Source organism: Chlorobium sp. KB01 (genome assembly GCF_001975465.1).
Taxonomy (GTDB): Bacteria; Bacteroidota; Chlorobiia; order Chlorobiales; family Chlorobiaceae; genus Chlorobium.
The window spans coordinates 19,096-34,462 of record NZ_MPJE01000105.1; the positions used below are offsets into that span (position 1 = coordinate 19,096).

Annotated in this window: 16 protein-coding genes; 13 read left to right on the forward strand and 3 right to left on the reverse strand. The window is 49.4% G+C overall.

Features of this window, described 5'->3' with window-relative positions:
* The first annotated feature begins 7 nt into the window (after positions 1-7).
* Positions 8-343: a DUF190 domain-containing protein gene (locus BOO20_RS11005; RefSeq protein ID WP_076792704.1), complete on the forward strand. Its 336-nt coding sequence runs from the start codon at positions 8-10 to the stop codon at positions 341-343.
* 99 nt (positions 344-442) lie between these two features.
* Here BOO20_RS11005 and hemL read toward each other — a convergent pair whose 3' ends face one another.
* Positions 443-1,738, reverse strand: a complete 1,296-nt coding sequence (gene hemL, locus BOO20_RS11010; protein ID WP_006365711.1) for a glutamate-1-semialdehyde 2,1-aminomutase — start codon at positions 1,736-1,738, stop codon at positions 443-445.
* Positions 1,739-1,857: 119 nt separating this feature from the next.
* Complete coding sequence (recO, locus tag BOO20_RS11015) at positions 1,858-2,643, reverse strand: DNA repair protein RecO (RefSeq protein ID WP_076792740.1); 786 nt, start codon at positions 2,641-2,643, stop codon at positions 1,858-1,860.
* A gap of 159 nt (positions 2,644-2,802) precedes the next feature.
* On the opposite strand from recO, the gene BOO20_RS11020 reads away from it, so the two are divergent.
* Positions 2,803-3,060 carry an FmdB family zinc ribbon protein gene (locus BOO20_RS11020; protein WP_076792706.1) on the forward strand — a complete coding sequence of 86 codons (258 nt, stop codon included), beginning with the start codon at positions 2,803-2,805 and terminating at the stop codon, positions 3,058-3,060.
* Between the two features lie 33 nt (positions 3,061-3,093).
* Here the strand turns inward: BOO20_RS11020 and BOO20_RS11025 are convergent, their stop codons facing one another.
* Entirely contained in the window at positions 3,094-4,047 is a 954-nt protein-coding gene (locus BOO20_RS11025) for an OstA-like protein (RefSeq protein ID WP_076792707.1), read from the reverse strand.
* A gap of 59 nt (positions 4,048-4,106) precedes the next feature.
* Between BOO20_RS11025 and BOO20_RS11030 the strand changes: the two genes are divergently transcribed.
* From BOO20_RS11030 to hsdR, 11 genes are all read left to right on the forward strand, one after another.
* Positions 4,107-5,216, forward strand: a complete 1,110-nt coding sequence (locus BOO20_RS11030; RefSeq protein ID WP_076792709.1) for a UDP-N-acetyl glucosamine 2-epimerase — start codon at positions 4,107-4,109, stop codon at positions 5,214-5,216.
* A 159-nt stretch (positions 5,217-5,375) separates the two neighbouring features.
* Positions 5,376-6,701 carry a DNA methyltransferase gene (locus BOO20_RS11035; RefSeq protein WP_083694666.1) on the forward strand — a complete coding sequence of 442 codons (1,326 nt, stop codon included), beginning with the start codon at positions 5,376-5,378 and terminating at the stop codon, positions 6,699-6,701.
* 18 nt (positions 6,702-6,719) lie between these two features.
* Complete coding sequence (locus BOO20_RS11040; protein WP_076792710.1) at positions 6,720-7,526, forward strand: endonuclease; 807 nt, start codon at positions 6,720-6,722, stop codon at positions 7,524-7,526.
* A 296-nt stretch (positions 7,527-7,822) separates the two neighbouring features.
* Complete coding sequence (locus BOO20_RS11045) at positions 7,823-9,277, forward strand: type I restriction-modification system subunit M (RefSeq protein WP_076792712.1); 1,455 nt, start codon at positions 7,823-7,825, stop codon at positions 9,275-9,277.
* Positions 9,274-10,392 (forward strand): restriction endonuclease subunit S, encoded by a 1,119-nt coding sequence (locus tag BOO20_RS11050; protein ID WP_198935454.1) that lies wholly within the window; start codon positions 9,274-9,276, stop codon positions 10,390-10,392. Before BOO20_RS11045 ends, BOO20_RS11050 begins: the two co-directional genes overlap by 4 nt.
* A 251-nt stretch (positions 10,393-10,643) precedes the next feature.
* Positions 10,644-11,792 carry an ImmA/IrrE family metallo-endopeptidase gene (locus BOO20_RS11055; RefSeq protein ID WP_076792713.1) on the forward strand — a complete coding sequence of 383 codons (1,149 nt, stop codon included), beginning with the start codon at positions 10,644-10,646 and terminating at the stop codon, positions 11,790-11,792.
* Complete coding sequence (locus BOO20_RS13180; RefSeq protein ID WP_233120973.1) at positions 11,779-11,871, forward strand: DUF4411 family protein; 93 nt, start codon at positions 11,779-11,781, stop codon at positions 11,869-11,871. The genes BOO20_RS11055 and BOO20_RS13180 overlap by 14 nt, the downstream gene beginning before the upstream one ends.
* A 21-nt stretch (positions 11,872-11,892) precedes the next feature.
* The gene (locus BOO20_RS12995) at positions 11,893-12,129 is read left to right on the forward strand and encodes a hypothetical protein (RefSeq protein ID WP_198935455.1); all 237 of its coding nucleotides are present in this window, start codon (positions 11,893-11,895) and stop codon (positions 12,127-12,129) included.
* Positions 12,130-12,363: 234 nt separating this feature from the next.
* A complete protein-coding gene (locus BOO20_RS11065) occupies positions 12,364-12,633 on the forward strand; it encodes a YlcI/YnfO family protein (RefSeq protein WP_076792715.1) in 270 nt (89 codons plus the stop codon).
* Positions 12,630-12,929: a type II toxin-antitoxin system RelE/ParE family toxin gene (locus BOO20_RS11070; protein WP_076792717.1), complete on the forward strand. Its 300-nt coding sequence runs from the start codon at positions 12,630-12,632 to the stop codon at positions 12,927-12,929. The genes BOO20_RS11065 and BOO20_RS11070 overlap by 4 nt, the downstream gene beginning before the upstream one ends.
* A 115-nt stretch (positions 12,930-13,044) precedes the next feature.
* Positions 13,045-15,363 carry an EcoAI/FtnUII family type I restriction enzme subunit R gene (hsdR, locus tag BOO20_RS11075; RefSeq protein WP_076792719.1) on the forward strand — a complete coding sequence of 773 codons (2,319 nt, stop codon included), beginning with the start codon at positions 13,045-13,047 and terminating at the stop codon, positions 15,361-15,363.
* Positions 15,364-15,367: the final 4 nt, after the last annotated feature.

Genomic DNA, 15,367 nt, shown 5'->3' on the forward strand with positions numbered 1-15,367 from the left:
GTCAATTATGGAATTTCACAATTCAGAACTGCTGCGCATCTTTGTCGGTGAACAGGTTCGTTTCGGTCACAATCCGCTCTATGAAGAGATTGTGCGCGAAGCCCGTCTGCATGGTCTTGCCGGAGCAACGGCTTTGAAAGGCGTGCTCTCCTACGGTCACGACATGCTTATCAAGACCTCCAAAATCATGGAGTTCGGTACCAACCTGCCTATGGTTATCGAAATAGTTGACTTTCCGGAAATGATAGAGAGCTTTCTGCCGAAGGTCGAACAGATGGTGCGCGATGCCTCAGGAAGGGTCATGGTTACCCGCGAGCAGGTGCAATCCGGGATTATTGAATAACGAGGAGCAATAACTGCCGGGAGAGACCGAATTGCCTGTAACAAAAAAAGGGAAGCCGTGAGGCCTCCCTTTTTTTGTTCTTTCTGTTGACGGAACGGGTTACTTCTGGGACTCGACAAGCGCATTGTAGTTTGCCTTGATGGTCTTTTCCAGATCGGCGTCGGTGTGAACCGAACTGATGAACATCGCCTCAAACTGTGAAGGCGCGGTGTAGATGCCCTGATCAAGCAGGGAGTGGAAGTACTTTCCGTGCTTTTTGGTGTCGGCCGTGATGGCACTTGCATAGCTGACTACCGGTGTTTCGGTAAAGAAGAGGCAGGACATTGATCCTACACGGTTCTGCACATAGTTCAGACCGAGTTTCTTCAGGTTGTCGCTGAAGCCGGCTTCAATGATCTGCGCCTTTCTTTCGAGTTCCGGATAGGGATTCTCTTCCATAAGAATTTTCAGGGTTTCAAGACCTGCGGTCAGTGCCAGCGGGTTGCCTGAAAGGGTACCTGCCTGATAGACGTCGCCGAGGGGAGCAATACGCTCCATCAGCTTGCGCTTGCCGCCGAATGCGCCGACAGGAAGGCCTCCGCCGATGATCTTGCCCATGGTGGTGAGATCAGGCGTAACGCCGTAGAGGCTTTGAGCACCGCCGAGTGCTACACGGAAGCCGCACATCACTTCGTCGAAAATCAGTACGATTCCTTCCTGGTCGCAGAGCGTGCGAAGATCAGCAAGAAAGCCGGGTTTTGCCGGAATAACACCGGTGTTGCCAGCCACAGGCTCAATGATGATGGCGGCAATATTGCCCTTGTTCTCGTTAACGAGCAGTTTTACCGACTCGATATCGTTGTAGGTTGCATTGAGGGTATCCTGCGCTGTGCCTTTGGTGACACCGGGGCTGTCGGGAGCGCCGAGCGTAAGGGCACCTGAACCTGCCTTGATGAGGAAGCTGTCGCCGTGACCGTGGTAACACCCTTCAAATTTGATGATTTTATCGCGTCCGGTGTAGCCTCTTGCAAGGCGTACGGCCGACATGGTTGCCTCGGTTCCGCTGTTGACCATGCGAACCATTTCAAGTGAAGGAACGATCTTGCAGAGCAGTTCGGCAATTTCAATCTCCATCTCGATCGGTGTGCCGAAGCTGGTGCCGATGTTTTTCAGGGTATATTCAAGTGCGGCGGTGATTCTCGGGTGCATGCTGCCGAGAATGAAGGGGCCCCACGATCCGACATAGTCAAGATAGGTGTTACCGTCAACATCGGTCAGGTATGCGCCTGAGCCTTTAGCCATGTAGATCGGTGTTCCGCCAACGGATTTGAATGCCCGTACCGGAGAGTTTACGCCGCCGGGAATAAACTTCTTTGCTTTTTCAAAGAGTTCAGCTGATTTGGTTAGTTGAGGCATGTTGGACAGATCTGTTTAGGATTGAACAAGAGGTTATGAGAGTAATAAAATGACTCTTAAGATAGAAATAGTCCGGCAGATATAAAACCCCAAAACCACGGATACCGGCTCGGGATGCACTATTTAACCAGGATTTGTTCAACGATTGAGATGTTTTTGCGCGCCCGGGAGTGCTCCATATGCAGCGCGCAATACTCCTGCAGCAGCGAGCAGAGGGTATCGATATCTTCCGGTGAAGAGATGAAGGTGTCACCTGCGGGATGGCGGGCAGAGGCAAGCTCATTGAGCTGCATGGCCAGACGGACCGGAATCAGCCGCTTTTTTAAGCTGCTCTGGATGGCGGCTGCAGGCAGGGCAAGCCCGCCGGGGTTCATGACAAAATAGAGCTCCGTCAGCTTCATCTCCCTGATTGCCGTCGTCAGATCCTCACCGCTGAAGACACAGTTACTCAACAAGGGCTGAAATCCCATCAGGGAGACAAGCCGGAGCAGGAACCATGCATGGAGCTGACGGAAATTGACACCGCTACGGTAGAGCTGCTGGAGGGTTCCGGCAAGCAGGGTGAAGAGTGGGAGGTTTTTCTCGTCGCTCTCCGTGCCTGTGCGGATAAGATCAATAATCTGGTAGAGTACGGCAAAGCGCTCCATATCCGGATCGGGAACCATCGGACTTAAAACAAGGTTACCATCACTGACAAGCTGAATATCCCGGCTCTGTTTTTTATAGAGCACCACGTCAACCACATTTCCGGCACTGAAGAGCCCCGATAGCTTGTTTTTAGGATTGCGTGCCCCTTTGATGATGACGGAAATTTTACCGAATTCGCGGGTATAGAGGGCGCAGATCTTCGACTGGTCGCGGTATTTGACCTCCCGAAGAATCACGGCTCTGGTTTTGACGATCACGGCTTCAGCTTTTTTATTTTCGCAATTATCAGTATATACATTAGCCCTGCCTGAACAGGGCGGAAGCACTTTTTTACATGGATCTACCCCGAAAAAAACGGGGACTTACCTATCTCATAATAGTCAGAACACGAATAAATCAAGGAGTGAAATTACCTTATGCCAACCTATCAATATCGCTGTTCAAGTTGCGGCAATGAACTTGAAATAGTCCAGAAAATGAGTGATGCCTCGCTGACCATCTGCCCGAAATGCGAAAAGGAGACCTTTGAGCGCGTTATCACCGCCGATGGCGGATTTGTGCTTAAGGGTTCCGGCTTTTACAAAACCGACTATAACGCCAGCAAGCCAGTTCCGGCTCCATCACCCTGCTCGACCGGCTCCTGTTCATCCGGCTCCTGCCCATTGGCAAAATAGCCTTCATGGCCGCCTTATTCCCTGAAGATCAGATTATTGAAAAGCCTTCCCCGGAAGGCTTTTCTCTTTTCCTGATGTAAACGGATTTTCACTCTCCCGCCAGACAAACTTTGAGAGGTTGATGCTTTTGTCACCCCGGAGCCGCTCGGGGTATTGCTTCCCTTCAACATTGCCGATTACCCGGACCTGCTTCAGTATGCCGTCAGTGAAGAGCATCCGTATCACATTGCCGCTTGAGTAGTGGATTCCGTAGGGTTTGCGCGTTTCGTCATAGAGATGATAGAGACTTTCGGCTTCGGTGGTGGCGGTTATGCCGGTTATTTTTGAGTTGTCGTTCAGCCGGATAACCATTTTTCTGCTTCCAAGCTGGTCATAAACCTGTGGAGAAAGGGAGATGGTGTCAAGGGATGCAAAAAAGGCACCTCCCTGCACCTGCATCTCATCAATATGACGACGCTTTGCACTTGACGTTGCCTCCTTGAGATGCAATAGGATAATGTCGCCACTGATCTGCTTGCGATCATGCCAGGCTATGGCGTCATCGTAAAGCCAGATCTGGCTGGTGCCTTTGTTGACGACTGCTTTACGGGCTTTTGCTGCAAGTGAGCTGTTGAGCATCCGGCTCCGGACGTTGCCGCTCAGTTCGCCGGTCTCTCTGTCAGGCCAGTAGACACCGCTGTCGCTGTAAATCTCGTAAGCGTTGTCGGTAATGTAGACGTTGCCGGTAAGAACGATCCTGTTTTCTGCTTCGTAATTGGTGGCCCGGTCGCATTTGAGGGTTATGTTGTCGTGCAGGAAGCGTACATTGCCAATGACCGAACGGAAGCTGCCCCCTTTACTCTCTCCGCCCTCAATGGTATCGGCATGCTCGAGAATAATTTTCTTTTTTTCCGCCCTGAGTGTATTATGGTGCAGAACCGGAAGCACTACTGTTTGCGCAAGCATGATGCAGGCGAACAATATGCTGACCGGAATAAATTTTCGCATGGAGATCTGATGGTTATGTTGTGCCTTGCTCTCTAATGTAACAAAGCTTTGTTTTTACTGTGAAAAAATTACTCCTTGCCGCCGGAAGCAGGCCCGGCATACTCTCGCTTGCACCGCTCTATGATGCCCTGAAAAAAAACGGAGCCTACCAGCCGGTAGCCCTTCTTGTTTCTGCAAAAGGTGCCAGGCCGCTCAGCAGCGACCTGGCGTCATGTTTTGGGATCGGTGACGACGTCCGGACCATTTACCTGCCCGAAGGTTCTGCGGTTCATCAGCTTGCCTCCGTTATGACCGGAATGGAGGCCATTCTTCTCAGTGAAAAACCCGATCTCGTGCTGGTCTGCGGCAGCGATAATGTAGCTCTCGGTGCTGCGGTGACCGCAGCCAAGCTTGGCATGCAGGCAGCCGCAGTTGATGCGGGATTGCGAAGCTATGAACGCTCTGATGCCGAAGAGGTCAACCGGGTTGTTATTGACGCCATGGCCGAGTTCCACTTTGTCAGCGAACACAGCGGTGAGTACAATCTCATCAATGAGGGCGTTGCCGATGAAAAGGTTTTCTATTCCGGCAACCTTTCAATCGACTCCCTTGTTCGCCTTATGGAGCAGGCAAACAAGGAGAGCACTGTTCCGGTTAAAGGGATAAAACCGAAGAAATATGCACTGATGCTCATCGGAGAGGGCGTTTTTTCCGCCGGTAAAGAGCATATCGGAATGCTGCTTCGGGTGCTGACGGAACTTGCCTCCAACATAACGGTGGTCATGCCGCGTATTGCCGGATTTGACGCCCTGCTTAAAGAGCATCTGCTTGATGCGGAATTCATCGCTATAGAGAATCTGAAGCTGATTGAGCCGCCATCCCATGCCGGCCTCCTTACCCTGCTTCGCGACTCGATGCTTCTGCTTACCGACACTGAAGAGCTTCAGGCCGAAGCAACGGTGATGAATGTCCCCTGTCTTACCATGATGGATACTTCAGCGCGCCCATCCACCATCGAGATCGGCACCAACGTGCTTGTCGGTCTTGATGAGGAGGATATCAAAAACCGCATTCACGACATTCTCCACCCCGGTTCTCACCAGCATATAACGAGCCGCTCCAAAATCCCCGAAAAATGGGACGGCGCCTCCGCCCCCCGCATCGTCGCCGTCCTCGACCGGCTGCTGTGAGGTGAGAACATTTATTGATTTCTGAAGTGGAGTCGTTTTTTATTCGTATTTTTTACATGGATTATCGTTGAGCCGATCTATTCTTTGCATTGGTCGTTGGTTGGATCGGTCAATCATTTTGGAGCTGAAATCTGAAATCGACAAGGAAATTGTGGTTATATGAGTGTGCTCATCAAAACAGATCAATTTTCCCGGCAGACAGCGCTCTTTCCTGATTTCGCCATACCGAATGGTACATTGGTTAACAGCACTGCAAACAAGATATCACATCGTGATAGAGGCTTTCATGACTGGTACCGTTTCGTACTCTCCTTTCCCCCGCATCTTGTTCGCCAATACCTGGAGCGCTTTGGATTGAACGATGGAGCTACGGTGCTTGATCCCTTTTGCGGCACAGGTACTACCATAGTCGAAGCAAAACTTTGTGGTATAAACAGTGTTGGCATTGAAGCAAATCCAGTGGCTTATTTTGCCAGCGATGTCAAGTCAGACTGGAATATTGATCCCTCAAAACTGAAAGAACATGCTCGTCAGATCGCACAAAGTGTAAACGGAGCAATCACTTCTCAAAATGGCAATGCGCTCAGAACACTGCCGGATGAATCTATGTCGCTGTTGCTTGCCAATTCTATCAGTCCATTACCGTTGCATAAATCGCTGCTCTTGATTGAAGCGCTTGGGGAGGAAGCGCACTCTGAATTTCATCGTCATGAAATGCTGGCCCTTGCAAAATCCCTGGTCTTTTCGATAAGCAACCTCCATTTTGGCCCCGAAGTTGGCGTTCAACGTATAAAAAAAACAGATGCGCCGGTTGTGGAAAGCTGGCTATCGGAAGTCGAACGTATGGCTTGTGATATTCAGGGATGCACACCCTGCAACGCGCAAGCAGTTATTCATCATGCAGACTCGCGACAACTCGCACAGCTTTTGCTGCCGGAAAGTATTGATGCTGTTTTTACTTCCCCTCCCTATCCAAATGAAAAAGACTATACTCGAACAACACGGCTTGAAAGTGTTTTGCTTGGGTTCATTCACAACAAAGAGGAGCTCAGAGCCTTGAAAAAGGGATTGCTGCGTTCCAATACCCGAAATGTCTACAAAGGTGATGATGATGACCGGTGGGTTGACGACCACGAAGAGATACAGGCTATTGCAACCGAGATTGAACATCGCAGAGTTACCCTCGGAAAAACCTCCGGATTTGAGCGGTTGTATGGCAAGGTAACAAAGCTCTATTTTGGAGGTATGGCTCGTCATTTAGCTGAATTAAGGCCCTATCTCCGGCAGGGAGCCTTTCTTGGTTATGTGGTTGGTGATCAGGCGTCTTACCTTCAGGTCATGATACGAACCGGTCAGTTGCTTGCCGGTATTGCTGAATCTCTTGGGTACAGGGTTGTCAGCATTGACCTTTTCCGTACCCGCCTCGCTACGGCAACACGACAACAGATGAGGGAAGAGGTTGTTGTTTTGCAATGGAATGGCTGATAACAAGGAGTGCAGAAAATGGTAAAAAACCCGAATCGATACTCAAAACTCATTGAAAAAGTTTTCGCGAAAACTTTCCGACAGGGTGAAAAGGATATTTTCTTTCAGCGAGAAGATTTAGCTGCTACGGCAGTCGAGCTTGGCATCGCCTTGCCAAAGAATTTGGGTGATATTATCTATAGTTTCAGATACCGGGTTGCACTGCCGGAATCAATTCGCAGATTAGCCCCGGAAGGTCTTGAGTGGGTAATTCGTCCGGCCGGGCAGGCGAAATACAAGTTTTCGCTGACCGCTATGCCACGAATATTCCCAAATACGCTGCTTGCCGAGACCAAGATTCCTGACGCCACTCCGGGAATTATTGGAATGTACGCGCTCAATGATGAACAAAGTCTGTTGGCCAAACTGAGGTATAACCGGTTGATTGATATTTTTTCGGGAGTTACCTGTTATTCGCTTCAAAATCATCTTCGGACAACTGTGCCGGAAATAGGGCAGGTGGAAACTGATGAAATATATGTTGGTGTTGACCGGCGCGGAGCACAATATGTTTTTCCTGTTCAGGGGAAAGGCGGATCAGATAAACTGGGTATTATTCAGATTGAGCAGGATTTCGCACTTTGTGCAGCAAAATTCCCTAACCTTATCTGCCGTCCAATTGCCGCACAGTTCATGGATGATAATCTGATTGCACTTTTTTCATTTGAAGAAAGTGAGAACGGCATCGGTATCAGCGAAGAGCGGCATTATCGTCTCGTTCTTCCCGAACAAATGACCACCGAGGACCTGACCAATTATCGCAACCGAACAGATAACCCTCTCTAATTCCCTCTTTGATGCGGTGTTTGATCGTGATCCCCTGCAGGGCGTAAAGTCATTCCCTCTCCATATATTTGCTGAGCCCCGGACGTGGCGTTATATTGACTGCTGTGCCGTTTCTGCGTTACTTGGTATCTCTATTAATTGTCGTGAGCGGTTTGAGTGAGAGGCAGCGGAGAATCCGGAATGTACAAGGAGTACATGAGGATTTCGAGCACCGCCCAACGAAGCAGTCGCATCGCAGAACAAATTAATAGAGATACCTCCTCTTTTCATTCCAGATTGTAAAAGGAGTCTATCCGTTGTTCGAGCAGACCTTTAAAAATATTGATGACATCCTGCATAAAGACGCGGGCTGCGGCAGTGAGCTTGATTATATAGAGCAGACCTCATGGATACTCTTTCTCAAGTACCTTGACGACCTTGAAAAAGACAAGGAGACTGCGGCACTGCTTTCCGGCAAACCATACACTCCGCTGCTCAGCCCATACTATCGCTGGGAGTCCTGGGCGGCACCAAAAACCGCAGAGGGAAAGATAGACCACAACAATGCGGCGACCGGTGATGACCTCAAGGATTTTGTTGACCGGCATCTTTTTCCCTATCTGAAAACCTTCAAGAGCTCTGCCGAAAGTTCATCAACCATTCAGTACAAGATCGGTGAGATTTTCAGCGAGCTGAAAAACCGCATCCAGAGCGGCTACAACCTGCGTGAAGTGATCGACCGGATAGATGAGCTTCGCTTTCGCTCCAATGCCGAAAAGCATGAGATGAGCCATCTCTACGAGAGCAAAATCAAAAACATGGGCAATGCCGGTCGCAATGGAGGTGAATACTACACCCCCCGGCCACTTATCAAGGCGATCATCAAAGTGGTGTCCCCGGTTATCGGTCAGAAGATCTATGACGGCGCGGTCGGCTCGGCAGGCTTTCTTGCCGAAGCATACGAGTATCTGAAGGCAGGAAAAAACCTGACAACCGGCGATATGGAGTTGTTGCAGAAAAGCACCTTCTACGGCAAGGAGAAGAAGGGACTTGCCTACATTATCGGCATCATGAACATGATTCTGCACGGGGTTGAAGCGCCGAACATTGTGCATACCAATACGCTTGCCGAAAACCTTGCCGACATTCAGGAGCGTGACCGCTACGACATCGTCATAGCCAACCCCCCTTTCGGCGGCAAGGAGCGGGCTGAGGTGCAGCATAACTTCCCCATCAAGTCGGGAGAGACTGCATTCCTCTTTCTCCAGCACTTCATCAAGATTCTCAAGGCCGGAGGCAGAGCGGGCATCGTTATCAAAAACACCTTTCTCTCCAATACCGACAACGCTTCCGTCAGCCTGCGCCGCCACCTGCTTGAAAGCTGCAGCCTCCACACCGTGCTTGACTGCCCCGGTGGTACGTTTCAGGGCGCGGGCGTCAAAACCGTGGTGCTCTTTTTTGAAAAAGGCGCGCCGACAACGAATATCTGGTACTATCAGCTCGACCCCGGTCGCAACATGGGCAAGACCAACCCGCTCAACGACAACGATCTGGCTGAATTCATCGAACTGCAGAAAACCAAAGCCGATTCCGCTCAATCGTGGAGCCTGAGCATCGCCGATGTTGATCCCCTGACGAGGGATCTCTCCGTGAAGAACCCCAACAACGGCGGTGAAGTGGTTCATCGCACTCCGGAGGATATCATGAACGAGATTGCCGCACTTGACACCGAGAGTGCCGAGGTGCTGGCCAATATTCGGAGATTGCTGTGAAAGCGGGTTGGGAAATAAAAAAGCTGGGGGATGTGTGCGATGTCATGAACGGAGGAACACCTAAAACGGGTGATCCCGCAAATTGGGATGGTAACCATCTTTGGATTACACCAGCCGAGATGGGCAAGCGTCTCAGTCCTTATGTCAGTGACACTGAACGCAAGCTTAGTGATATAGGACTTCGTGATAGTTCTGCGAAGCTTTTGCCACCTAACTCAGTGATTCTTTCATCACGAGCACCTATCGGACACTTGGTTGTCAATACTGAACTTATGGCCACGAATCAGGGTTGCAAAGGTTTGATACCTCGAAGTCAACTCTATTACAAATATCTTTATTACTACCTTTTAAGTGTCGTTGAACTTCTGAATTCACTTGGGTCTGGTGCGACTTTTAAAGAGTTGTCTGGAGGAAAGCTTAAGGATGTCGAAATTCCTATTCCCTCCTCCACCGAGCAGCAGCGGATCGTAGCTATTCTTGATGAAGCATTTGAGGGTATTGCTACAGCCAAAGCAAACGCAGAACAGAACCTCAAAAACGCCCGTGCGCTTTTTGACTCATATCTGAATTCCGTTTTTACCCAGCGAGGTGATGGGTGGGTTGAGAAGCGATTGGAGGATGTTTGTGCACTACAAAGAGGTTTTGATTTACCTACTCGATCCAGAGTGCCCGGATCATTTCCGCTTGTCAGCTCAAGCGGTTTTATTGATACCCATGTCGAAGGACCTGTGAAAGGTCCAGGGGTGGCAACTGGGCGTAGTGGTAGTATTGGTCGTGTGTTTTACATTGAAAATGACTACTGGCCTCTGAATACAGTGCTTTTCATCAAGGAGTTTCATGGGAACGACTCTAAACTCGTTTATTGGTTACTAACTCACTTTGATCTAAATCGTTTTGCAACAGGAACAGGGGTTCCGACTCTAAACCGCAATTTTGTTCATGATGAACGAGTCTTTTTTCCAGACGAGCAGTCTGTGCAGAAAATTATTGCGACTAAGATAGATGTACTTTGGGAGGAAACCCAGCAGCTCGAATCGATTTATCAGAAAAAAATTTCGGCTCTGGATGCGCTGAAAAAATCCATTCTGAACAAGGCTTTTTCGGGAGAGTTGTAGTTTAGATTTCTCACCCCGCTGCGCAGGATTCGAAATGACCGAGTGGTCGGGAGTGGTTGTGATTCAGTTATCAGGCTTCGCATCTTGCCGGGAACTCCCTATATTGCGTAATTGGTTCGTGATTTTGTCTCCCCTGATTTTTTATTATTTGTTTGACGGGGTAAAAAACCTTTGTCATTTCATCTGTTTATCGGTGACCGGTCGCAGGGCATTTGCGGCAGGTCATCAAGGTATAATGAGTTACAATAGATATGGAACGTATACAGTCCATCAATCCGGAGCGTATAGTCTGGTGTTGTGCCGATTATGGCATTACTCCGGATGATCTTGCCGTTAAGCTTGGTATAGCGCCAAGCAGCATGGAGCGGGTGATTGCCGGTGAAGATGGCATGACCTTCAATCAGTTGCGCAAGATGGCGGACTATTTTGGCCGCGGGGTACTCTTTTTTCTGGAGGAAGGTCCGGTTGAAGCGGCAGAGGTGCATACCACACAGTTCAGGACACTGACTAACCAGAAGCCGGAGGTGACACCAACGCTTAAAAAATTTATTGAGCGGGTGGAAAAGCAGCGGGAAGTCTACCTCGGCTTGCTTGAAGATATGGATGAAACGGATCGGGTTCGGTTCTCTCCACCGTATTTGCAGGGCAAGGCTTTTCCGGAAATGGCTCGCATTGTTCGCAATTGGCTGGGTCTTGGTGACCGCAACGATTTTGTCTCTTACCGCAGGGCATTGGAGGCCAAGGGGATTCTGGTTTTTCGAAGTAATGGCTTTAACGGAAAGTGGCAGATTCCGAAAGAGAATCCGATTATCGGCTTTACCCTCTACGATTCGGACTGTCCGGTGATTGTTGTCAAAAAACAGGAGTCTGAGCGCAGGCAAACATTTACGCTCATGCACGAACTGGGTCATTTACTTCTGCACAAAAACAGCTCTATTGATGACGATTTCGACCTGAACTCTCATCAGGGGGGAGAGCGCGATGCAAACTCCTTCGCGGGGAATCTTCTGGTTCCTGATAATTTTCTTGCACTGATCAATGATGCTGAACGACCTGATGATGTAGCTCAATTCGACGTATGGCTTGACAAACAATGCAATGCATGGGGTGTGAGTTGTGAGGTGATTCTGCGTCGATTGCTTGATGCCGGTCGCCTTCCGCAAAGCGCATATTCCGCCTACAGGGAGTGGTATGCAACAGTGATTGTTACTCAAAAAGATGGCGGAACACGCAAGTACAGACATCGTGAGCCGATGCACGTGTTTGGTGATACCTATGTGCGGACAGTACTGGATGCCCTGAACGCTCACCAAATCACACTGACCAAGGCAAGCAGTTATCTCGACAGCATCAAGATTAAAGATTTGCATAGTCTGGAGCATTACTATGCTGATCGTTGACGCATCATCCATTATCTATGCCTGGGACAACTATCCGATCCGGCAGTTTCCCGGTTTATGGGATTGGATGGCTGAGTAGTTTGCAAATAAACACCTTGTTATGCCACATGTTGCATACGATGAAGTTGTCAATAAAGCTCCTGAGTGTGCGGAATGGCTCAGAGATGCAAATACCGGGTTACTTGAAATCACGAACGCCATTGTCCAGGAGGCATTAAAAATCAAGACTCTTCTCGGCATCTCCTCTGACAATTATCATTCCAAGGGCGTCGGTGAAAACGACATCTTTATCATAGCCACTGCAAGCTTCAATACTGTTGGTTTGGTCTCGGATTAAGGGCGGCAACAAAGGCCTCCTGATATTGCAGCTAAACGAAAGATCCCGGCAGTCTGTGCAATGGATGCGGTTGGCGTTCCCTGTATGAACTTCATCGAATTCATCAAACAATCTGAAGTGGTGTTCCGATAGCTTTTTGTTATGGTTTTATATCTGTTTGCAAAGTATCTGACGGTATTATAAATTGCATTGCATTTGCAACGCCTGCAAACAATTTCGATAACCCGTTTGTTCATGAAAAGCGCATCATTACCATCACTCCGTGTGGAGCCTGAACTTCGCCATTCTGCTGAACTGGTATTGCGGGAAGGTGAGACGCTTTCTGCTTTTATCGAAAGCTCTCTTCGTACCAACATTGAAAGACGACTCGCCCGGAATGAATTTATTGCCAGAGGATTGGCTTCACGGGAGCATGCCCGTGCTACCGGTGAGTATATTGCCGCAGATGAGGTGTTGAGTATATTGCACAACTCTCTTCTCAAAGCGAAACAGAAGAAGCGGTGAATTATAATGTCCGCTTTACCCCTGAAGCGCAAGAGGATTTGTGCCGACTGTATGACTTTCAGCTTGAACATGATCTTGTTGCTGCTGAAAAGGCTTTGGAGGCCATAAATCAGGGAGTGCTCTTTTTGCGGAAATTTCCATTTAGTTGCAGGAAGGCAATTGCCGAGAATCCTTTTTTGCGTGAACTGCTCATCTCATTTGGCACCAGTGGCTATGTGGTGCTGTTCGAAATAGAGAATGAGAAGAGCGTTACCATTCTGGCGGTGCGGCATCAGCGGGAAGATGATTATTACTGAGGGAGATGACGTTTTTTGAGTCTCACTCGTAAGATATATTGTCCTTTATGTCTCATATCTTGGTTTATATGAGACATAAAGGATGTAATGTTGAATTCATGAGACATAAAACCCTATGAACGAAGCTGAAACCAGAGCGGAACTCATTGACCCGAAGCTTACGGCGAGTGGCTGGGGTGTGGTTGAGGGTTCGAAAGTTCAGAGGGAGTATATAATTACAGCCGGGAAGATTCAGACCGGTGGGAGCCGCGGCAAATCGCTGACGGCGGATTATGTGCTGGTTTACAGAGGCCGGAAACTGGCGGTTATCGAGGCTAAAAGTAGTGATCAGGAGGTTGGTGAAGGGGTTGCCCAGGCCAAGAACTATGCTGAAAAGCTTGAGCTTGCCACAACGTTCGCAGCCAACGGCAGGGAGATCTACCGCATCTGCATGCAAACCGGTTCGGAAGGGCTGGTTGAAACCTTTCCTACGCCGGACGAGCTTTGGCAGAAAACCTTTGCGGTGCCGAATTCGTGGGAGGAGAGTTTCAGCAAGGTTCCCTTTGAGGAGATTGGCGGAACCAAGTTGGTCCGCTACTATCAGGAGCTTGCCGCCAACAAGGCACTTGCTGCCATAGCGGAGGGTCGCCAGCGAATCCTTTTAACACTTGCCACAGGAACCGGAAAGACCTTTATCGCATTCCAGATTGTCTGGAAGCTATTCCAAAGCCGCTGGAATCTCAATCGTGACGGAAAACGGCGACCGCGCATTCTCTTTCTTGCCGACCGGAACATTCTTGCCAATCAGGCTTTCAATGCCTTTTCCCCTTTTCCTCAGGATGCTCTGGTGCGCATCAGGCCGGATGAAATTCGTAAAAACGGCCGGGTGCCGACAAACGGCTCTGTATTCTTTACCATTTTCCAGACCTTCATGACCGGGCCGGAGCATACTCCCTGCTTTGGCGAATACCCGAAAGATTACTTCGACCTGATCATTATTGACGAGTGCCACAGAGGCGGAGCTAACAACGAGAGTAACTGGCGCGCTATTCTGGAATATTTTTCTCCGGCAGTGCAGATCGGTCTTACCGCTACGCCGAAGCGGCGCGACAATGTTGATACCTATCAATACTTCGGAGAGCCGGTCTACATCTATTCGCTCAAAGAGGGGATCAATGACGGCTTTCTCACTCCTTTCCGTGTAAAACGGATCAAAACCACGCTCGACGATTATATCTACACCTCCGATGATCAGGTTATCGAAGGCGAAGTTGAAGAGGGACGGCTCTATACCGAGCCTGACTTCAACAGTATTATTGAGATCAGGGAGCGGGAAGCCAAACGGGTGCAGATACTGCTTGCAGAAATCAACCAGACGGAAAAAGCCATTGTTTTCTGTGCCAATCAGGCTCATGCGGCGGTGATTCGTGATCTGATCAATCAGTTCAAGAGCACTCCTGATCCAAAATACTGTGTACGGGTTACAGCCAATGACGGCGAAATCGGAGAGCAGTCACTTCGTGATTTTCAGGACAACGAAAAAACCATTCCCACTATTCTGACCACATCGCAAAAACTCTCCACCGGAGTCGATGCGCTCAATATTCGTAACATTGTCCTTCTTCGTCCGATCAATACCATCATCGAATTCAAGCAGATCATCGGCAGAGGAACCCGGCTTTTCGACGGCAAAGAGTATTTCACCATCTATGACTTTGTTGATGCCTGTCACCACTTCAGAGATTCTGAATGGGACGGAGAGCCGATTGCAGAAACAACCATTACGGAAGGTGAACCGGCTGTGGTAAGAGAGGATCCTGATCCGCTTCCACCCGTTGATCCACCAATACCGCCGCCTCCACGGCAGAAGCTCAAAATAAAGTTGAGTGACGGCAAGGAGCGTGAAATCCAGCACATGATTGCAACCTCGTTCTGGAGTGCTGACGGCAGGGTGATCTCGGTGGAAGAGTTTCTTGAGGGGCTCTTTGGCGTGCTGCCGGAATATTTCAAAAGCGAAGAGGAGTTGAGGGTGTTGTGGTCAAACCCCCAGACCCGGAGAGCGCTGCTTGAAAAGCTTTCCGACGCCGGATATGGAAAAGAGACGCTCGAATCGATCCAGAAGCTTATCGATGCCGAAAAAAGCGACCTCTTCGATGTGCTCGAATACATCTCCTTCGCCCAAAAACCGATCACCAGAGAGGCCAGGGTCGCCGCTGCGCAAGGCAGCATCAATGATACGCTTGACGAGAGGCAGCGAGAGTTCGTGGCGTTTGTTCTCTCCAAATATATTGAAACCGGTGTCGGAGAGCTTGATCAGGAGAAGCTGCCGCATCTTCTTCAGCTCAAATACCAGGCGCTCCCGGATGCCGTTGCCATACTCGGCAGCACCGACAAGATTCTCTCAACCTTCATCAACTTCCAGAAGCATCTCTACCAGAGAACACAGGCCGCGTGATTCA